The organism is Rhizobium sp. PvP014 (genome assembly GCF_017876855.1).
Lineage (GTDB): Bacteria > Pseudomonadota > Alphaproteobacteria > Rhizobiales > Rhizobiaceae > Neorhizobium > Neorhizobium soli.
Genome location: NZ_JAGIOT010000002.1, coordinates 1,712,081 through 1,730,654, shown reverse-complemented (window position 1 = coordinate 1,730,654; position 18,574 = coordinate 1,712,081). Strand labels below are relative to the sequence as shown.

At 62.0% G+C, this 18,574-nt stretch carries 21 protein-coding genes; 13 read left to right on the top strand and 8 right to left on the bottom strand.

Annotated features, from left to right (window positions below):
* The first annotated feature begins 9 nt into the window (after positions 1-9).
* From J3A65_RS12955 to ureG, 13 genes are all read left to right on the top strand, one after another.
* Positions 10-1,164 carry a polyhydroxybutyrate depolymerase gene (locus J3A65_RS12955; RefSeq protein ID WP_209901560.1) on the top strand — a complete coding sequence of 385 codons (1,155 nt, stop codon included), beginning with the start codon at positions 10-12 and terminating at the stop codon, positions 1,162-1,164.
* The gene (locus J3A65_RS12950) at positions 1,101-1,925 is read left to right on the top strand and encodes an urease accessory protein UreD (RefSeq protein WP_209901558.1); all 825 of its coding nucleotides are present in this window, start codon (positions 1,101-1,103) and stop codon (positions 1,923-1,925) included. Before J3A65_RS12955 ends, J3A65_RS12950 begins: the two co-directional genes overlap by 64 nt.
* Before the next feature lie 33 nt (positions 1,926-1,958).
* Complete coding sequence (locus J3A65_RS12945; RefSeq protein WP_062455242.1) at positions 1,959-2,261, top strand: urease subunit gamma; 303 nt, start codon at positions 1,959-1,961, stop codon at positions 2,259-2,261.
* 10 nt (positions 2,262-2,271) lie between these two features.
* On the top strand, positions 2,272-2,535 hold the full coding sequence (locus J3A65_RS12940) for a DUF1272 domain-containing protein (protein WP_113109899.1): 264 nt from the start codon (positions 2,272-2,274) through the stop codon (positions 2,533-2,535).
* An 11-nt stretch (positions 2,536-2,546) separates the two neighbouring features.
* On the top strand, positions 2,547-2,852 hold the full coding sequence (locus J3A65_RS12935) for an urease subunit beta (RefSeq protein ID WP_062455246.1): 306 nt from the start codon (positions 2,547-2,549) through the stop codon (positions 2,850-2,852).
* Entirely contained in the window at positions 2,849-3,265 is a 417-nt protein-coding gene (locus J3A65_RS12930; RefSeq protein WP_174196334.1) for a lysozyme inhibitor LprI family protein, read from the top strand. The genes J3A65_RS12935 and J3A65_RS12930 overlap by 4 nt, the downstream gene beginning before the upstream one ends.
* An 84-nt stretch (positions 3,266-3,349) precedes the next feature.
* Positions 3,350-3,619, top strand: a complete 270-nt coding sequence (locus tag J3A65_RS12925) for an AbrB/MazE/SpoVT family DNA-binding domain-containing protein (RefSeq protein WP_062455249.1) — start codon at positions 3,350-3,352, stop codon at positions 3,617-3,619.
* A 52-nt stretch (positions 3,620-3,671) separates the two neighbouring features.
* The gene (locus tag J3A65_RS12920; RefSeq protein WP_209901556.1) at positions 3,672-4,022 is read left to right on the top strand and encodes a hypothetical protein; all 351 of its coding nucleotides are present in this window, start codon (positions 3,672-3,674) and stop codon (positions 4,020-4,022) included.
* Positions 4,023-4,025: 3 nt separating this feature from the next.
* A complete protein-coding gene (gene ureC, locus J3A65_RS12915) occupies positions 4,026-5,735 on the top strand; it encodes an urease subunit alpha (RefSeq protein WP_192086169.1) in 1,710 nt (569 codons plus the stop codon).
* Positions 5,736-5,760: 25 nt separating this feature from the next.
* Complete coding sequence (locus tag J3A65_RS12910; protein ID WP_209901554.1) at positions 5,761-6,444, top strand: TIGR02117 family protein; 684 nt, start codon at positions 5,761-5,763, stop codon at positions 6,442-6,444.
* Positions 6,445-6,547: 103 nt separating this feature from the next.
* Positions 6,548-7,024, top strand: coding sequence for an urease accessory protein UreE (gene ureE / locus J3A65_RS12905; protein WP_062457838.1), 477 nt, complete (start codon positions 6,548-6,550; stop codon positions 7,022-7,024).
* A gap of 6 nt (positions 7,025-7,030) precedes the next feature.
* A complete protein-coding gene (locus tag J3A65_RS12900; RefSeq protein ID WP_245341537.1) occupies positions 7,031-7,732 on the top strand; it encodes an urease accessory protein UreF in 702 nt (233 codons plus the stop codon).
* Positions 7,733-7,774: 42 nt separating this feature from the next.
* Entirely contained in the window at positions 7,775-8,386 is a 612-nt protein-coding gene (gene ureG, locus J3A65_RS12895) for an urease accessory protein UreG (protein ID WP_062582696.1), read from the top strand.
* Positions 8,387-8,493: 107 nt separating this feature from the next.
* On the opposite strand, the gene J3A65_RS12890 is transcribed toward ureG, so the two are convergent.
* The 8 genes from J3A65_RS12890 to J3A65_RS12855 all read right to left on the bottom strand — a co-directional run bounded on the left by J3A65_RS12890 (position 8,494) and on the right by J3A65_RS12855 (position 18,459).
* Entirely contained in the window at positions 8,494-9,180 is a 687-nt protein-coding gene (locus tag J3A65_RS12890) for a Crp/Fnr family transcriptional regulator (RefSeq protein WP_062455259.1), read from the bottom strand.
* Between the two features lie 187 nt (positions 9,181-9,367).
* Positions 9,368-12,679, bottom strand: coding sequence for an efflux RND transporter permease subunit (locus J3A65_RS12885; RefSeq protein ID WP_209901552.1), 3,312 nt, complete (start codon positions 12,677-12,679; stop codon positions 9,368-9,370).
* A gap of 10 nt (positions 12,680-12,689) precedes the next feature.
* On the bottom strand, positions 12,690-13,934 hold the full coding sequence (locus tag J3A65_RS12880; protein ID WP_209901550.1) for an efflux RND transporter periplasmic adaptor subunit: 1,245 nt from the start codon (positions 13,932-13,934) through the stop codon (positions 12,690-12,692).
* Positions 13,935-14,218: 284 nt separating this feature from the next.
* The gene (locus tag J3A65_RS12875; RefSeq protein ID WP_062455262.1) at positions 14,219-15,184 is read right to left on the bottom strand and encodes an ABC transporter substrate-binding protein; all 966 of its coding nucleotides are present in this window, start codon (positions 15,182-15,184) and stop codon (positions 14,219-14,221) included.
* 55 nt (positions 15,185-15,239) lie between these two features.
* Positions 15,240-16,370, bottom strand: coding sequence for an ABC transporter permease (locus J3A65_RS12870; RefSeq protein WP_209903499.1), 1,131 nt, complete (start codon positions 16,368-16,370; stop codon positions 15,240-15,242).
* An 8-nt stretch (positions 16,371-16,378) separates the two neighbouring features.
* On the bottom strand, positions 16,379-17,266 hold the full coding sequence (locus J3A65_RS12865; protein WP_209901548.1) for an ABC transporter permease: 888 nt from the start codon (positions 17,264-17,266) through the stop codon (positions 16,379-16,381).
* Positions 17,266-17,601 carry a hypothetical protein gene (locus J3A65_RS12860; RefSeq protein ID WP_113109907.1) on the bottom strand — a complete coding sequence of 112 codons (336 nt, stop codon included), beginning with the start codon at positions 17,599-17,601 and terminating at the stop codon, positions 17,266-17,268. The genes J3A65_RS12865 and J3A65_RS12860 overlap by 1 nt, the downstream gene beginning before the upstream one ends.
* Before the next feature lie 75 nt (positions 17,602-17,676).
* Positions 17,677-18,459 (bottom strand): ABC transporter ATP-binding protein, encoded by a 783-nt coding sequence (locus J3A65_RS12855; protein ID WP_209901547.1) that lies wholly within the window; start codon positions 18,457-18,459, stop codon positions 17,677-17,679.
* Positions 18,460-18,574 lie beyond the last annotated feature (115 nt).

Here is an 18,574-nt window from a genome sequence, read left to right as displayed (position 1 = left end):
GCGTTTTTCTTGGCCGCAGGTGCCGCTTTTGCCGGCTGTGGCCAGCCTATGACGCCGGGTCTCCACCCGGTCACCATCGAGACCGACGGTATCGAACGCCAGGCCGTCTACTTCGTGCCGTCCTCCTATACAGGCAAGGACAAACTGCCCGTCGTGTTCGATTTTCACGGCAGCAACTCCAATCCGGTCGGCCAGTTGAAGCGCTCTTCCTGGGACAAGGTTGCCGAAAAGAACGGGTTTATCGCCGTGGCGCTGCAAGGCAGCCTGTCCGGCAAGGCGCCGGGCACCTATGGCTGGAACGTTCCGCATGTGCAGGTGAGCCAGGCTATTCTTCCCAATGGCGCCCAGGGCGGCCAGGACGAGATCGCCTTTATCGAGGATGCCGTCGAAGAGGTGAAGGATGACCTCTGCGTCGATCCGAACCGCATCTTCGCGTCTGGTTATTCCGGTGGCGGCCGCATGCTGTCGGCCTATGTCTGCTCCGGTCAGGACGATTTCGTCGCGGCAGGTTTTGTGAATTCGCTGCGCGCCGGTCGCCCCGTCGAGACCGATGGCAAGTGGGGGCCCGATGCCGCCAACTGCAATCCGGCCAAGCCGATCTCGATCGTGGCCTTTGCCGGCGAAAAGGATGCGCAGAACCCCTATGCCGGCGGCGGCAGCGCCTATTGGCAGTATGGTTTCAAGACGGCGATCAAGCGCTGGACCGATCTCGACGGCTGCAAGGGCAACGGTAACGCAAAGACTGTCGAAGGCGTGACCTACACGATGTACGGCACCTGCACCAACGGCGCCCGCATCGCGACCTACGTCTTCGAAAAGGGCACGCATGACTGGCCGAGGCCTTCGGAAGCCCGGGAAGCGGTGATGGCTGCCGCCAAGGATGGCGTTGCCGGTGTCACCAAGGTTTCGAGCGTCGTGCCGGCCAAGCCTGCCTTCGACGCCAATGTCGATCCGGCTTTCCGCATGTGGGATTTCTTCTCGAAGGCCGACACGACGGATATGGTCGCCACGGCCGCGCCTGCGAAATCCTCTAGCGGATCGAAGTCTGGCACGACTGTTGCGTCTGACTGCTCGACACAGATCAACATGCAGGACACGACGTGCAGCAGCATTCAGCCGACGACACCCCGCCGCAGCGGGCAAGGGGTTCGGGACGCCTTGTAACCAAGGCGTTTGGCGGGCGCACACGGCTTGACCAGTTCTTCCAGGAAGGCTGCGCAAAAATACGCCTTCCGGAAACCTTTTCGCCTGAAATGGAGGCGATCCTCATCAACACGTCAGGGGGACTGACGGGCGGCGACGTGATCGATTGGTCCGTCGCCGCATCCGATTCCACCCGCCTCTCGGTCACCACGCAGGCCAACGAGAAGATCTACAAGGCGGCCGCAGACACCGCCTCCGTCTCCACTCATATCACCGTCGGAGAAAACGCTTCCGTCCACTGGCTGCCGCAGGAAACCATCCTGTTCGACCGTTCGTCGCTGACGCGCCGGCTCGATGTGGATCTGGCCGAAACCTCCGAATTCCTGGCCGTCGAGGCCGTCATTCTCGGTCGCAAGATGATGGGCGAAGCCGTCGATCTCGGCTTCTTCCGGGATCGCTGGCGTGTCCGGCGCGCGGGCTCCCTCATTCACGCGGAGGAAATGCGTTTCGACGGCGAAATCGCGCGACTGGCGAAAGCGGCCGCCGTCCTTTCGGGCCAGGTCGCCTTCGCGACGCTGTTTTATTCCGGACCGCTAGCGGAGGCTCTGTTTCCGAAGCTGAGGGACTGTCTCGGCCCCACATCCGGCGGGGCGAGCTTCTTCAACGGCAAGATCGTTGCGCGTCTCACGGCACCGACGGGGTTCGAGCTCAGAAAAAGCCTGGTACCGGCAATTTCCGTATTGCGTAACGGCGCGCCAGTGCCGAAAGTCTGGAACATCTGATTTGTCATTGATGACGCCGATTGCGGGAAGCCCATGAACCTCACCCCACGCGAAAAAGACAAGCTTCTGATTTCCATGGCCGCGGTCGTTGCCCGTCGTCGCCTGGAGCGGGGCGTCAAGCTTAACTATCCGGAAGCGATCGCGCTGATCACCGACTACGTGGTGGAAGGTGCCCGCGATGGGCGCTCCGTGGCCGCTTTGATGGAAGAGGGCGCGCATGTCATCACCCGCGACCAGGTGATGGATGGCATCCCCGAAATGATCCACGACGTGCAGGTGGAAGCGACGTTCCCGGACGGAACCAAGCTCGTCACCGTGCACGAACCGATCCGCTGAGGAGTTCGCCATGGCTCTCGAACTGCGCCCCAACTGCGAATGCTGCGACAAGGATCTCGCGCCCGACAGCCGCGAGGCGATGATCTGCACGTTCGAATGCACCTATTGCATCGATTGCGCTACGAGCGTGCTTGCCGGTATCTGCCCGAATTGCAATGGTGAACTGGTGCGTCGTCCGGTGCGCCCGGCTGCTGCACTCGTCAACAATCCGGCCTCGACGGTGCGTGTTCTGAAGGCCGAAGGCTGCCAGCCAAAATTAGCATTGAGCGCCTGAGGAGGTGGACCATGATACCCGGTGAAGTCTTTACCGTTGCAGGCGAGATCGAACTCAATGTCGGCGCCCCGACGATCTCGATCGAGGTTTCCAATACCGGCGACCGGCCGGTGCAGGTGGGCAGCCACTACCATTTCTTCGAGACCAATAACGGACTTGCGTTCGATCGCGACAAGGCGCGCGGCATGCGGCTCGATATCCCCGCCGGCACCGCCGTTCGCTTCGAACCGGGTCAGACCCGGTCGATCACGCTGATCCCGCTGTCCGGCGCCCGCAAGGTCTACGGGTTCCAGCAGAAGATCATGGGTGCCCTATGAAATCGCTGGCGCTTCTGGCCGCCTGTGGCTGCGTGCTCCTGATCGATGCTCCGGCATCCGGCGAGGACAGGCCGGACGTGGACTGCGACAACGCCCAGGTCCAGATGGAACTGACCTACTGCGCCGAGCAGGAATTCATCGCCGCGGACAAGCTTCTCAACACTCAATACAAGAAGACCCGCGACCTGATGCGGGCCCGTGATGCGGATGCCGATCCCTCCACGGCAGGTGCGGAGAAAGCCCTCGTCGCAGCGCAACGCGCCTGGGTCGCCTACCGCGACGCCCAATGCGCCTCCTACGGCTTCCAGGCCCGCGGCGGCTCGATGGAACCGATGCTGATCTATGGCTGCCAGGCGGGGCTGACTGCGAAGCGGACGGACGAGCTGAAGGAGCTGACGGAAGAGGGGAACTGAGCCTTTTTTGCGCCAGAAGCGACATTGGTTAGGCAGGAATTTTTGCGGTAAACTAGGCGCTTTCGATAGCGCCGGAGCACGATAATGGGCAGGTTCGAAGCCAAAACATCGACGGATGGAGAAGCAACGATCCCGGTCGAGGTGCGTCAGGCGCTCGGCCTGAAGCCTGGGGGCTCGCTGCAGTTCATCGTTGATGACGAGGGCAAGGTCACCGTCGAGGCGAAGAAGAGCGATCTCGCGCATTTGCGCGGCATCTTCGGCAAGCACGACGGCCCGCCAATGGATATCGAGGAGGCGATCACAGAGACGGTCGCCCGCCGAACGTCTCCCAGTCGCTCGGAGGATGATCCTTGATCGGTCTCGATACCAATATTCTTGCTCGATATTTTCTGGACGATGACCCTCTTTGGTCGCCACGGGTGGCGCAATTTTTTCACGAAAGACTTTCCACGAGCCGGCCGGGGTTCATCAATCCATCACGCTGGTTGAACTCGTCTGGGTACTTCGTCGCAAAACCGGTTACGATCGCGAACGACTGGCCAGCCTTATCGAAGGACTTATCTCGTGCGATCGTCTTGTCATCGGCGACGCTGATGCGGTGGTCAGAGCGCTTGCGTCGTTCAGGACGGGAACTGCCGGTTTTGCGGATTACTTTATTGCCGAACTCAACACGGCTGCCGGCGCGTCACCAACCGTGACACTCGACCACGCCGCCGCCAAGAACATGCCTTTCATTCTGCTTTCTCAGGAAGTCTGATCCATGCCCTACAAAATGTCCCGCGCGTCCTATGCTTCCATGTTCGGCCCGACCACCGGTGACAAGGTGCGGCTTGCCGATACCGAACTCATCATCGAAGTCGAGAAGGATTTCACCGTCTATGGCGAGGAGGTCAAGTTCGGCGGCGGCAAGGTCATTCGTGACGGCATGGGACAGAGCCAGGCAACGCGGGCCGAGGGCGCTGTCGATACTGTCATCACCAATGCGCTGATCGTCGATCACTCCGGCATCTACAAGGCCGATGTCGGTCTGAAGGACGGCCGGATCCATGCGATCGGCAAGGCGGGCAATCCGGATACGCAACCGGGCGTGACGATCATCGTCGGACCATCCACCGAGGCGATTGCCGGCGAAGGCAAGATCCTGACCGCCGGCGGCATGGATGCGCATATCCATTTCATCTGCCCGCAGCAGATCGAGGAAGCGCTGATGTCGGGCATCACGACGATGCTTGGTGGCGGGTCGGGACCGGCGCACGGTACGCTTGCCACCACCTGCACCGGCGCCTGGCATATCGAGCGGATGATCGAAAGCTTTGATGCGTTTCCGATGAACCTCGCGCTGGCCGGGAAGGGCAATGCCTCGCTGCCGGCGCCGCTCGAGGAAATGATCCTCGCCGGCGCGTCATCGCTGAAGCTGCACGAGGACTGGGGCACGACGCCCGCCGCCATCGACAACTGCCTGACAGTCGCCGACGCTTTCGACGTGCAGGTGATGATCCACACCGATACGCTCAACGAAAGCGGCTTCGTGGAAGACACTATCGGCGCCATCAAGGGCCGCACCATTCATGCCTTCCACACGGAAGGGGCCGGCGGCGGTCACGCGCCTGACATCATCAAGATCTGCGGCAATCCCAACGTCATTCCGTCCTCGACCAATCCGACGCGGCCCTACACGATCAACACGCTGGCCGAACATCTCGATATGCTGATGGTCTGCCACCACCTGTCGCCGTCGATCCCGGAAGACATCGCCTTTGCCGAAAGCCGTATCCGCAAGGAGACGATCGCAGCCGAAGACATCCTGCACGATATCGGCGCCTTCTCGATCATCTCGTCGGACAGCCAGGCGATGGGCCGCGTCGGCGAAGTTGCCATCCGCACCTGGCAGACGGCCGACAAGATGAAACGCCAGCGCGGTCATCTGCCCGACGAAACCGGTGATAACGACAATTTCCGCGTCAAACGCTATATCGCCAAATACACGATCAACCCCGCGGTCGCGCACGGCATCAGCCATGAAATCGGCTCGGTCGAAGTCGGCAAGCGCGCCGATCTGGTGCTCTGGAGCCCTGCCTTTTTCGGCGTAAAGCCGGAAATGGTGCTGCTCGGCGGCTCGATTGCGGCAGCACCGATGGGTGATCCAAACGCATCGATCCCGACGCCGCAGCCGATGCACTATCGCCCGATGTTTGCAGCCTATGGCAAGCTGCGCACCAATTCCTCCGTCACCTTCGTCTCCCAGGCGTCGCTCGACGCGGGCATCGTCGGCAGGCTGGGGGTCGCTAAAAAGCTTCTCGCTGTGCGCAATACCCGTGGCGGCATCTCCAAGGCGTCGATGATTCACAATTCGCTGACGCCGCATGTGGAGGTCGATCCGGAAACCTACGAAGTGCGCGCCGATGGAGAGCTCCTGACCTGCAAGCCGGCAACGGTTCTGCCGATGGCACAGCGGTACTTCCTCTTCTGATGCAATACCTTCCCGGACACGGCGCATGAAGAGGCTTGCAAGGCGGTTGCTGCTGGCGATCCCGGCAATCGCTATCCTGATCGTTCTCGCCGTCGCCGTTGGCACATTCGTGCCGCGGCCACTGTTTGCGCCGGATCCCCCGCACGCTTCCGAAAACACGCGCCGGATTCTGGTTCTTTCGAACCCGATCCATACGGATCTCGTCATCCCTCTCGATGCGGAAACGCGGGCGTCCTATTCGTTTCTGGATTCATCAGGCATTCCCGTCGCCGATCCCGCGGCAGAATGGCTGGTGATCGGCTGGGGAGGGCGGTCCTTCTATCTGGAAACGCCGACCTGGGCCGATCTCAAACCCATGCCGGCCTTCCGCGCGCTGACCATCGATTCCTCGGTCATGCATGTCGATGTCGCCGGCGGCATAGACGACACGCATCCGGCCGTGCAGGCGTTCGATCTCGATGCAGATCAATTCCAAGCCATGTCCGACTTCATTCGTGCCAGTTTTGTGGAGGTGGATAACAAGGTCGTGCCCATCCCCGGCGCAGGCTACGGCGTCTATGACCGCTTCTTTGAAGCGCATGGATCGTTCAACGCGCTTGTCGGCTGCAACACCTGGACCGCGCGGGCGCTGAGGGCCGCGGGACTGCGCACGGGGCTGTGGAATCCACTGCCGCAGTTGCTGGCGCTGTCGCTGCGGATTTTCAATTGACGGCCCATGCTTTTCCCGGCCACGGATTTTGCAGCCGGGAGCGTAACTAGGCCTTGTGCCGAGCATCGCGCTTGGTGATTATGCCGCCTTCAAGGAGACTTTCATGCAGCATATCCATTCCTATCGTCCCGCCGGTGAAATCAGCGATCCGCCGGTGGATGTCGTCACCTTGCCGCATGATCTGCGGCACCTGCGCCGCAAGCTGCTGCATTTGTCGAACGGCGACATGGTGATGCTCGATCTCAAGGAAGCGGTGCTGTTTCACCATGGTGACCGGCTGGTGCTTGAGAACGGGGATACGGTGGAAGTGCAGGCGGCGCCGGAAAAGCTGTTCGAGGTCAAGGCGCGCGATACGCTGCACCTGATCGAGCTTGCCTGGCATCTCGGCAACCGGCACCTGTCGGCGCAGATCGAGGACGGCCGTATCCTCATCCTGCGCGATCACGTCATCCGTTCCATGCTGCAGGGCCTCGGCGCAACCGTCACCGACATTGACGAACCCTTCCAGCCGGCCCGCGGCGCCTATCACGCGCATGGCGGCCATGATCACGGCAGTCACGGTCATCATGCCCATGACTGAACCGGTATGATGCAAGACGTGGGTCTGCAGGGTAAGCTTGGGCAGGGGCTAGATACGCACGCCTTGCTCCGTCTGATGGCATGGCTGTCTCCGGCTTTTCCGATCGGCGGCTTTGCCTGGTCGGGCGGGCTGGAGCGCGCGGTGGCGGATCGGCTGGTGACATCGGCCTCGGATCTCGCATCCTGGCTCGAAACCATCCTGCTTCACGGTTCGCTCTGGAACGATGCGGTTCTGTTTTCGAGCGCTTTCGAGGCTGTCGATCAACCCGACGCGTTGAAGGACCTCTCCGAACTCGGTCTGGCGCTGGCAGGCTCGGCAGAGCGTCATGCGGAAACGTTATCGCTCGGCCAGGCCTTCGTCACGGCGGCCATCGCCTGGCCGCACCCTGTGCTGCAGCTTTTGCCGAAACAGGTGCCCTTTCCGATCGCGGTCGGCGCCATCTCGGCGGCCCATGGCGTACCGAAGACGAGCGCAATCGCCGCCTATCTGCATGCGGCTGTCTCGCAATCGGTCTCAGCCGGCATCCGCCTTGGTGTGTGCGGTCAGGCCCACGGCGTCGGCATTCTGGCCGGTCTCGAGGCTCTGGTTGGCGAGATTGCGACCAAGGCACAAGGCGCAACGCTCGATGATCTCGGCGGTGCCGCCGTGCAGGCGGAGATCGCCTCGCTTCGCCACGAAACACAGCATTCGCGGCTGTTCCGGTCCTAGCGACCGGGATAAGCTGTTGCAGCAATCGAAAGGAATGTCCTCATGAAATCGGCAAACGGACCGCTTCGCGTCGGGATCGGCGGGCCGGTCGGCTCCGGCAAGACGGCGCTCACCGAAAAGCTCTGCAAGGCGATGCGCGACAAATATTCGGTCGCCGTCGTCACCAACGATATCTACACGAAAGAGGATGCCGAAGCGCTGGTGCGGATGCAGGCGCTGTCGTCGGACCGGATCGTCGGCGTCGAGACGGGCGGATGTCCGCATACGGCGATCCGCGAGGATGCGACGATCAATCTTCAGGCGATCGCCGGTCTCAACGAGCGCATTCCCGATCTCGACATCGTGTTCATCGAATCCGGCGGCGACAATCTGGCGGCGACGTTTTCCCCGGATCTCGCCGATATCACAATCTACGTGATCTCCACCTGCCAGGGCGAGGAAATTCCGCGCAAGGGCGGGCCGGGTATCACCCGCTCCGATCTCCTGATCATCAACAAGAAGGACCTGGCGCCTTACGTCGATGTCGATATCGACGTGATGGACAGGGATGCTTCGCGGATGCGCGAGATGAAGCCGCATGTCTTCACCGACCTCAAGCGCGGCGAGGGCGTCGAGCATGTGGTGCGGTTTCTGGAGACGCAGGGCGGGCTGTGAGATCGCAATGACGAGGTCTGCGGTTTCCTGACCCTTTGAGGCAAGCCATGCTGACGCGAGTGGCCGGCCTGCTCGGGCCGGCCTCCCGGGTTACTTGCTTCGACGGTTCAGATTTCCCGCAGCGCCTGTACGTCCACCACCTGGATGATGCGGCCGCGAACCGTGACACCTGTCTTGCGCAGAGACGAAAAGGCGCGCGACAGGGCTTCGGGAGCCAGTCCCAGCATGCCGGCGAGCAGGCTTTTCTGGAACGGCAGGCGGATCGCTGCCGGTCCACCGTCAACCGGGCAGCGGCTGAGGATGTAGTTTGCCACCCGTTGCGGCGCCGTGAACAGCCGGTCGTTGGCAACACAGTCCATCGTGCTGATCAGATGACGCGACAGGGTCGTCATCACGGCGCGGGAGATACCGGGATCCTCTTCAGCCAGATCCTTGACCGTCTGCAGGTCGAAACGCACCAGCGTGCAGGTCTCTGCGGCCTGGGCGAAAAAGGGATACTTCCGGTCCGCATAAAGCATGCACTCGCCGAACGTATCTCCCGGTGCGGAAATGCGGATATCCGCATCGCGCCCGTCTCGGCTCAGCCGGTAGAGGCGGACATAGCCATTCAGCACACAGTAAAACGCTTCGGCACGTTGGCCCTCTCGCACGATGAGGTCACGGGCGGACACTGTCTCGACACTCATCGCCGACAGCATCTTGACCAGCGAGTTACCGGTCAGGCCGTGCATGAAAGGCGTTTTCATGAGAACCGCGCGGTCGCGATTGTTGAGTTTGATGTCGCCGTTGCCCATGTCCGTTCTTCTTTTCTGGCGGGGAGCTTCCTAGAATGTAATTATTCTAAATTAACACGTGCTCCGAAGCGCGTTTTGACGTCGATCAAATCGTCCAAGATTCTTTGCGATCGGGATGCGCTTTTGCATTTCCGCACCCTTCGACGTCTTCTGCCCCACCCGGAATCGCTTGCTCGGACCGGTGTTTTTACTCCGCAGCCATGGGCGGAAGCCGCAGGACCTTGGCGCCGCCAGAGGCGCTGAGCATATCGTGGTCGATGCCGTTTTCGCGTTCCAGCCGGCGAAGCCGCTCGCCGAGGTCACGGTTCTCCTGGGTCAGTTCCTCGTTGGAAAGGCCGAAATCCTCCTCTTCTTTCTTGCCGACCAGGCGACCGAAGATCCGCCCGAGCAGGCCGGAAAGATCGTCCATGATGAGGAAGAAGGCGGGGACAACGAGGAGCGACAGGACGGTGGAAACGATGATGCCGCCGATCACGGCGATTGCCATCGGGGCGCGGAACGATCCGCCTTCGCCGATACCCATCGCCGAGGGCAGCATGCCGGCCGACATGGCGATAGACGTCATGATGATCGGGCGGGCGCGCTTGCGGCCGGCTTCGACCATGGCGTGAACACGCTCCAGTCCGTGGCGTTTCATCTCGATGGCGAAATCCACGAGCAGGATGGCGTTCTTCGTGACAATCCCCATCAGCATCAGGATACCGATCAGAACCGGCATCGACAGCGCGTTCTGGGTGACAATCAGCGCCACCGCCACGCCGCCGATCGCAAGCGGCAGCGAGAACAGGATGGTCAGCGGCTGGATGACGTCCTTGAACAGCAGGATCAGCACGACCAGAACCAGAAGCAGGCCCATCAGCATGGCATTGCCGAAGCTCTGGGTCATTTCCGCCTGCACCTTGGCGTCGCCACTTTCGGCCAGCCGAACGGATGGCGGAAGGTTGGTTTCGTCGACGATGCGTTTGAACTCGGCCGACGACGTGTCGAGTGCCGTGCCGAAGGGCACATCCGAGCCGATCGCCACGACGCGGTTGCGGTCGTTGCGCGTGATCGAGCTCGGGCCTTCCGAATAATCCACGTCGGCAACACTGGTGAGCGGCACCGTGGCGCCGCTTGCGGTCCTCAGCTTCAACGCCTTGATCGCTGCTAGATCACGCCGCACATCGAGTGAGGTCTGGACACGGATCGGGATCTGCCGGTCATCCAGGTTGATCTTGGCGAGATTGGCGTCGATATCGCCGATGGTTGCGACGCGCACCGTTTCGGAGATCTGCTGCGGCGTAATGCCGAGGCGCGCGGCTTCCGCCATGCGCGGACGGATCTGCAGTTCCGGCCGGGGCAGGGCGCCGTCGGAGGAAACATTGGCAAGGATCGGCGAAGCGCGCAGGCGCGATTCCAGGAGCCCGATCGCATCGTTCAGGTCCGCCTCGTTGTCGGAGAGGAAGTTGAACGCCAGTTCGCGCTCGGCGCGGTCGTTGACCTTCGAGATACGCACGTCCGGGATATCGCGGATTGCGGCAAAGATGTCCTTTTCCACGTCCCATTGCGGACGGGTACGGCCATGTTCTTCCATTTTCGGCAAAGAAGAGCCGATCAGCGGCAGGCTACCCAGCCCCTTGTTGACCAGCGTCTTGATCAGCGAATGGTCGATGTTTTCGAGGATGACACGAACGGTCGAGCGGCGCAGTTCAAGATCGCCCTTGGGCGATGCGCCACCGAGCACGAAGACGCTTTCGACGCCGTCGATATCGCGAACCGCGTGGTCGATCCTTTCAGATGTCTCGGCGGTCTCCTCCAGCGTCGCATTGGGCGGCAGCTCGACGGAGAGAACGACGCGCGAGGAATCGTCCGGCGGCAGGAAGCTGCCGGGCACCTGGCTCAGCAGCATGAGCGAGCCGGCGAGGAAGGCGATGGCGCCGAGAAGCGTCGCATAGCGCCAGTACCATTTGCGGGTCGTGCCGGTGACCAGGCGCGTGTAGGCGCGCATGATCCAGCCGTCATTGTCGTGGTGGTCTTCCATCCCGTCTTCGGCGCGCATCAGATAGGCCGCCATCAGCGGCGTGATCAGGCGCGCGACCGCCAGCGAGAAGAAGACCGAGAAGGCGACGGTGAGACCGAACTGGATGAAATACTGGCCCGGAACGCCCGGCATGAAGGAGACGGGCACGAAGACGGCGATGATGGTGAAGCTCGTCGCGATGACCGCGAGGCCGATCTCGTCGGCCGCCTCGAGTGCGGCCTTGTACGGCGTCTTGCCCATCTTGATATGACGGGCGATGTTTTCGATCTCGACGATCGCGTCATCCACCAGAATGCCGGTCGCAAGCGTCAGCGCCAGGAACGAGACAAGGTTGAGCGAGAACCCCATCAGGTCCATGACCCAGAAGGTCGGGATTGCCGACAGCGGCAGGGCGACGGCCGCAATCAGCGTAGCGCGCCAGTTGCGCAGGAACAGCATGACGACGATGATGGCAAGGATCGAGCCCTCCACCAGCGTGTGAAGGGCCGCTTCGTAATTGCCGTAGGTGAAATAGACGGAATCGTCGACCATGGCGATCGCAACGTCGGGATGCGCCTTGCGCACGCCGTCGAGGCTTTCCGCCACGGTTTCGGCGACCGAGACTTCGCTTGCACCCTTCGCGCGGAAGACGGCGAAGGTGACGGCCGGCGTGCCGTTGAAGCGCGAGAAGGATTTCTGCTCCTCATAGGTATCGGTGACGGTGCCGAGTTCCGACAGCCGCACGAAACGGTTGTTGGAGAGGCTGATCGACGTCTCGGCCAGTTGCGCGACATCGCGGGCATCGCCGAGCGTGCGGATCGTCTGTTCGTTGCCGGCCACCTGGCCGCGGCCGGAGCCGAGGTTGACGTTGGTGCCGCGGATCTGCTGGTTCACGTCGGCTGCCGTGATGCCATAGGCATCGAGCTTGGCGGGATTGAGCGACACGCGCACTTCGCGATCCGAGCCGCCGTAACGGTCGATTCGACCGATACCGGCCTGGCCTTCAAGCGCCCGCGTCACTGTGTCGTCGACGAACCAGGAGAGTTCCTCGAGCGTCATGTTGGGCGATGAGACGGCGAATGTCTGGATTGCCTGTCCTTCGACATCGACCTTGGTGACGATCGGTTCCTCGATGCCGGCCGGCAGGTCGCCGCGGATCTTGTCGATCGCGTCCTTGGTATCCTGCACCGCTTCGGGCGTGGGCTTTTCGATGCGAAAGACGACGACCGTCTGCGACTGGCCATCGGTGATGGTGGACTGGACTTCGTCGATGCCGCTGATCGAGGCGACGGCATCCTCGATCTCCTTGGTCACCTGTACTTCCAGTTCGGCAGGCGATGCGCCGGACTGGACGACGGTGACGGAGACGACGGGCACGTCGATATTCGGGAAGCGGGTGATCGGCAGCGCATAGAAGGACTGGATGCCGACGTACAGCAACAGGGCAAAGCCGAGAAGCGGCGCGATCGGGTTGCGGATGGACCAGGCGGAGAAGTTCATCTTCGCGTCCTCAATTCGAAACGGCGGCGGGCGGGGCCCGGTCAGCTTCGGCCTTGTCGGCGCCAGCCTTTGAGCCCGGCAGGACCGGGTTGATCTTGTCGCCGTCGCGCACAAAGGCGCCGGCCTTGGCGACGACCCGGTCGCCCTCGGCAATGCCACTGACGATCTGGATGAAGCCGCCGTCCTGAATGCCGGTTTCTATCTTGACCTGCTTGACGGTGTCGCCTTCCACCTTGCGGGTGACCGAGCCCGAAGGCGCGGTGGTCACGGCCGAGAGCGGCAGGGCCAGCGCCGTCGTTTCGGTGATGACGATCTCCGCACTGCCATACATGCCCGATCGGGCACCACTCTCGTCATCGACGACGATATGCACGGCGCCGAGGCGGGTGGTCGCATCGACGGAGGGCGAAACGATCCGCACCTTGCCTTCGATCTTGCGTGTGCCGCCGGCAATGGTGATGATCGCCTTCTGGCCGAGCTTCACCTTCTGGATGTCTGTTTCCGAAAGATCGGCCACGAGTTCGATCGCGCCGTCCTTGATGATGGTGAAGAGCGGTTCGCCGGCGCCGGCGGCAATCGCGCCGATCCGCGCATTCTTGGCCGTGACGACGCCATCAACCGGGCTTTTGACGCCGGTGCGGGCAAGGTTGAGGTCGACGTCCTTGATCTGCGCATCGACGACCTTGACGTCGGCCTCACCGACGGAAACGGCCTGTTTCGCCGCGTTCAGCCGTGCTTCGGCGACTTCAACCTGGGCCTGCGTCTGTTCGACCTGGCTCTGGCTGCTGGTGCCGTTTTGTCCGAGTTTTCTGGTGCGGTCGCGCTGGCGGATGGCGTCGGCCAGATTGGCTTCGGCCTCGATCACCTGCGCCTTGTATTGCGCGACGCCGGCCTCGGCCTTGGCCCTGTTTGCCTCAAGCTGGCTTTTTTGCAGAATGAGCGAGTCGTCGTTGAGGGTTGCGAGAACCGCGTCCTGCTTCACCTCGTCGCCGACATCGGCATCGACGCTGCGGATAGAGAGACCGTCGACCAGAGGCTGGATGTAGATTTCCTCGATCGGGCGGATCGTACCGGTCGCGATGACCCGATCGGTCATCGGGCGGGTTTTGGCCTCGGTCACGATGATCGACGGAAGGTTCTTCTGCGGTGCGGTCGGCTGTGCTTGCTGCGCCAATGCCGGAAAGGCGAGGAGCGTGATCAGGGCAGGGGCGAGGGACGCCGCCAACAACGCGAGCTTTGACGAAATGCGAAACATGCGACGACTTCCGATGCACCAGAGGGTCTTTATTTCGCTGTCCGGGATCCGCGCCCCTCCCTGCGCAGTTCCTGATGAGGTGGTGACGACCCAAAGCCGCCACAAGTCCGTCACCCGACAAATTCATGTCCCGTGTTTTTACGGCTTCCGTCGCCGCAAATCAATCTGCTCGCGGAAATGCCAAGACCAAGATCAGTGATGGTTACCGCCCCATAAAATATGCCCGGCAGCGCGCCGGGCATATACTGTTTTCGGCAGGTTAGATCGGCTCGATCAGGCCCTGCTTATTTAAGAGCGGCGGTCGTTACATCGGTCGTGTAGCCACCATCCGGCTGCTTGGTGATGATCTTCTGGTCGAGCAGCGCCTTTACCGTGCGCTCGTAGGTCGCCATGTCCAGCTTGCCGTCGCCGATCAGCTTTGCCACTTCGCCCATCATGCGCTTCTGGTGGTTCTCGTCCTGGCCGCCATTGTCCATGACGATCTCTGCGGCTTCTTCCGGGTTCTCGATCGCGTATTTCCAGCCCTTCATCGAAGCGCGCACGAACTTGACCATGTTCTCCTTGAACTTTGGATCGGCCAGCTTTGTGTCGAGAGCGTAGAGCCCGTCTTCCAGAAGGTCGTTGCCGAGCTTGGTATAGTTGAAGACGACCAGATCTTCGGCCTTGAAGCCGGCGTCGATCGCCTGCCAGTATTCGTTATAGGTCATGACGGAGATGCAGTCCGCCTGCTTCTGGATCAGCGGCTGGACGTCGAAGCTCTGCTTCAGAACCGTCACGCCATCCGTACCGCCCTCGGTCTTCAAGCCGATCTTGTTCATCCAGGCAAAGAACGGATACTCGTTGCCGAAGAACCAGACGCCGAGCGTCTTGCCCTTGAAATCGGCTTCCGTCTTGACCGGGCCGTCCTTCGGGCAAATCAGCTCGAGACCGGACTTGGCGAAAGGCTGGGCGATGTTGGTCAGCGGTACGCCCTTTTCGCGGGCAACCAGCGCGCCGCCCATCCAGTCGACGATCACGTCGGCGCCGCCGCCGGCGATCACCTGTTCCGGAGCGATGTCGGGACCACCCGGCTTGATCGTCACGTCAAGGCCTTCCTCCTCGTAGAAGCCCTTGTCCTTGGCCACGAAATAACCGCCGAACTGGCCCTGGGCGACCCATTTCAGCTGCAGCGTCAGCTTGTCGGCGGCGAATGCATTGGATGCGGCAAGCGAGAACGCTCCCGCCATCAGTGCCATGATCATCTTTTTCATTGTCGTTTCCCTCTTTTGTTGCCGCCCCCGTTTTCGGGATGCGGATCGTCAGCGACTAACCCCCACGGTTAGACGGATGCCAGAATGTCGTTGCTCTCTCGGCAAGGGCGACGACGCCATAAAAGAGCGATCCGGCGAGCGCCGCAACCGCGATTTCGGCCCAGACCATGTCGACATTCATGCGCCCGATCTCGGTGGAGATGCGAAAGCCCATGCCGACGATCGGCGTGCCGAAGAATTCCGCGACGATGGCGCCGATCAGCGCCAGGGTGGAATTGATCTTCAGCGCGTTGAAGATGAAGGGCATGGCGGCCGGAAGCCTGAGCTTCATCAGCGTCTGCCGGTAATCCGACGCATAGGAGCGCATCAGGTCACGCTCCATCGTTCCGGAGGCGGAAAGCCCGGCCACCGTGTTCACCAGCATCGGGAAGAAGGTCATGATGGTGACGACGGCCGCCTTCGACTGCCAGTCGAAGCCGAACCACATGACCATGACCGGCGCGACGCCGATGATCGGCAGCGCCGACATGAGATTGCCGATCGGCATCAGTCCGGCGCGCAGGAACGCAAAGCGGTCGGCAAGGATCGCCACTACAAAGCCTGCGCTGCAGCCGAGGATGTAACCCGCCAGCACCGCCTTGAAGATGGTCTGCTGGACGTCCGCCCAGAGGATCGACAGCGAGGCTGCAATCCGCAGTCCGATCGAGGAGGGCGGCGGCAGGAGGATGAAGGGCACGCCGAAGCCGCGGGTGAGCGCTTCCCACAGGAGCAGCAGCCACGCGCCGAAGATCGCGGGGATCGCGAGACCCAGCAGTCCATCCGCGAACCTGGAACGGGTCCGGATCTCCGACAACAGGCTGACGCAGCGCCATGCCAGCAGCCAGTTGGCCGCGATCATCAGGAAATACGCCGTTGCCGCCTTGCCCTCGTTTCCGGAAAGGCCTGAAATCAGGATGCCGGTCGACAGGTGGCAGAAGACGAAGATCGCTGCCGCGAGAAACAGGGGCGGCAGGGGCAGAAACGACACGACGGCGCCTGCAATCGACAGAGCAAAGATCGCAAACAGCGTCATCGGTGCAAAACGCGCCACCGCATCGGGATCGAGGAGCGGAAGTGTCGCAAGTGCCGCGATCGACAGCGCCAGCGATAGCCGGCCCTGCCATGACTTAAGGAGGGATGTTCGCATCAGCGCGCTCATGTCGGCTTTCCTCCCATGTTGCGGTTGACGATCTTTCCGGCGATCCCGACGACTGCGACCAGAAGCGATGCCAGCACCGAGCCCGCCACGAGCGCCGCCCAGATGTCGATCGTCTGGCTGTAATAGGCGCCGGCCAGAAGCTTCGAGCCGATGCCGGCGACAGCACCGGTCGGCAGCTCGCCGACGATCGCGCCGACGAGACTTGCAGCAATCGCCACCTTCATCGAGGTAAACAGGAACGGCACCGAGGCCGGGACACGCAGCTTCCAGAAGGTCTGTGCGGCGCTGGCATGATAGGTGCGCATCAGATCGAGCTGGATCAGTTCCGGCGAGCGCAGGCCCTTCACCATACCGACTGCGACGGGGAAGAACGAGAGGTAGGTGGAGATCACTGCCTTGGGCACCAGACCGGAAATCCCGATCGCGCCGAGCGTGACGATCACCATCGGCGCGACGGCAAGGATCGGCACGGTCTGCGACGCGATGATCCACGGCATCAGGCTGCGGTCGAGCGCGCGCACGTGGACGATGCCGACCGCGATCAGGATGCCGAGAAGCGTGCCGAACCCGAAGCCCGCAAGCGTCGAGGAGAGGGTGACCCAGGCGTGATAGACGAGGCTGCGGTTGGAGTTGAGCTTGCGCAGAAACGTGTTCTCGAAAACATTCGACGCCACCTGGTGCGGCGCCGGCAGGATCGGCTTCGGCTGCGACATCGTCTTGCCGAGGAATTCCATCGGCGTCGAGGTGACACCGGCGCGCCGGTCGAGATCGCGCTGGAACGGCGCATTCATGAAATATGCGCCGACATACCAGATCGCGACAATGACGAGGACGACCGTTGCGACGGGGAGAATGCGGTGACGGAACAGGGTTTCCTTGTGCATCAGCCTTTCGCTCCCATCGGCACCAGCATCAGCACCATGGCAGCGACCCCTAGACCGACTCCGGCCAGCTGCTGCGGCGTCAGTTTCTCGCCGAAAACGGCAAAGGCGATGACGTTGATGAGAAGCAGCTGCGCGATCGCCGAAACGGAAATGGCGAGCCCCAGCCCGCCCTCGCGCATCAGCTTCACCATCATCAGGTTGCCGACGCAGTAGAGCACCAGCGATAGCAGGAGAAGGAGGATGTTGCTGGAGGCGATATAGGCGCGCGAGGCGGTCGCCGCCGCAAGAAATGTCGCCATGGCGCCGCACAGCCAGAGCAGGAAGGCAGCGTTCATGCTGAGATCTCCCAATGAACGCCTTTTGCCGCCGGAAGAGACCGAGCCTTCAGCGTGAGAGAAGAGTACAAATCCCTATTCCTCATAGCTATGCCCCGCGCGCAGACCTTCGCGGACCCGGTGGGCGATCGCCAGGAATTCGGGCGTCTCGCGGATATCCAGCGGGCGTTCCTTCGGCAGGGTCGACGTGATCACGTCGGTCACCCGCCCGGGTCGCGGCGACATCACCACGATCTTGGTGGAGAGATAGACCGCCTCGGGGATCGAGTGGGTGACGAAGCAGATGGTCTTTTGCGTCCGCTCCCAGAGTTTCAGGAGTTGCTCGTTCAGATGGTCGCGGACGATCTCGTCCAGTGCGCCGAAGGGCTCGTCCATAAGAAGGAGATCGGCATCGAAGGCGAGGGCCCGGGCGATCGAGGCGCGCTGCTGCATGCCGCCGGAAAGCTGCCAAGGATATTTCTTGCCGAAGCACGAGAGATTGACGAGATCGAGCGTCCGCTCGATGCGGCTCGCGCGTTCTGCCGTCGAGTAGCCCATGATTTCGAGCGGAAGGGCTATGTTGTTCTCAATCGTCCGCCAGGGATAAAGGGCAGGCGCCTGAAACACGTAACCGTAGGAGCGGCTTTTGCGCGCCTCCTCCGGCGTCATGCCGTTGACGAGGATTTCGCCCGAGGTTGCCCGTTCCAGATCGGCGATCACCCGCAGAAACGTTGTCTTGCCGCAGCCGGAGGGGCCGATGAAGGAGACGAAGTCGCCCTTCTTCACGTCGAGATCGACATCAGACAGCCCATGAACCGGCCCGTCGCCGGTCTCGAAGGTGAGGCCGAGATTTCTCGCGGAAACGACGGAGTAGGTCATGGGCGCGCTCCGTCGTAAGCGTGGCTGATCGTTTGAAGGGCCGGGTTTTCTGGTATCATGGAGCTGCACATCCGGCCGTCGGCGCCATGAAGGCGGCCGCGGCTCCGCTGGAGAG

Excerpts from the sequence above, each read along its gene's own strand:
- ureE (WP_062457838.1), top strand. The coding sequence starts at position 6,548 with ATGCAGCATATCCATTCCTATCGTCCCGCCGGTGAAATCAGCGATCCG.
- J3A65_RS12885 (WP_209901552.1), bottom strand. The coding sequence starts at position 12,679 with ATGAACTTCTCCGCCTGGTCCATCCGCAACCCGATCGCGCCGCTTCTC.
- J3A65_RS12855 (WP_209901547.1), bottom strand. The coding sequence starts at position 18,459 with ATGACCTACTCCGTCGTTTCCGCGAGAAATCTCGGCCTCACCTTCGAG.
- J3A65_RS12910 (WP_209901554.1), top strand. The coding sequence starts at position 5,761 with ATGAAGAGGCTTGCAAGGCGGTTGCTGCTGGCGATCCCGGCAATCGCT.
- ureC (WP_192086169.1), top strand. The coding sequence starts at position 4,026 with ATGCCCTACAAAATGTCCCGCGCGTCCTATGCTTCCATGTTCGGCCCG.
- J3A65_RS12900 (WP_245341537.1), top strand. The coding sequence starts at position 7,031 with ATGATGCAAGACGTGGGTCTGCAGGGTAAGCTTGGGCAGGGGCTAGAT.
- ureG (WP_062582696.1), top strand. The coding sequence starts at position 7,775 with ATGAAATCGGCAAACGGACCGCTTCGCGTCGGGATCGGCGGGCCGGTC.
- J3A65_RS12940 (WP_113109899.1), top strand. The coding sequence starts at position 2,272 with ATGGCTCTCGAACTGCGCCCCAACTGCGAATGCTGCGACAAGGATCTC.
- J3A65_RS12930 (WP_174196334.1), top strand. The coding sequence starts at position 2,849 with ATGAAATCGCTGGCGCTTCTGGCCGCCTGTGGCTGCGTGCTCCTGATC.
- J3A65_RS12890 (WP_062455259.1), bottom strand. The coding sequence starts at position 9,180 with ATGGGCAACGGCGACATCAAACTCAACAATCGCGACCGCGCGGTTCTC.
- J3A65_RS12925 (WP_062455249.1), top strand. The coding sequence starts at position 3,350 with ATGGGCAGGTTCGAAGCCAAAACATCGACGGATGGAGAAGCAACGATC.
- J3A65_RS12875 (WP_062455262.1), bottom strand. The coding sequence starts at position 15,184 with ATGAAAAAGATGATCATGGCACTGATGGCGGGAGCGTTCTCGCTTGCC.
- J3A65_RS12945 (WP_062455242.1), top strand. The coding sequence starts at position 1,959 with ATGAACCTCACCCCACGCGAAAAAGACAAGCTTCTGATTTCCATGGCC.
- J3A65_RS12865 (WP_209901548.1), bottom strand. The coding sequence starts at position 17,266 with ATGCACAAGGAAACCCTGTTCCGTCACCGCATTCTCCCCGTCGCAACG.
- J3A65_RS12860 (WP_113109907.1), bottom strand. The coding sequence starts at position 17,601 with ATGAACGCTGCCTTCCTGCTCTGGCTGTGCGGCGCCATGGCGACATTT.
- J3A65_RS12935 (WP_062455246.1), top strand. The coding sequence starts at position 2,547 with ATGATACCCGGTGAAGTCTTTACCGTTGCAGGCGAGATCGAACTCAAT.
- J3A65_RS12880 (WP_209901550.1), bottom strand. The coding sequence starts at position 13,934 with ATGTTTCGCATTTCGTCAAAGCTCGCGTTGTTGGCGGCGTCCCTCGCC.
- J3A65_RS12870 (WP_209903499.1), bottom strand. The coding sequence starts at position 16,370 with ATGCGAACATCCCTCCTTAAGTCATGGCAGGGCCGGCTATCGCTGGCG.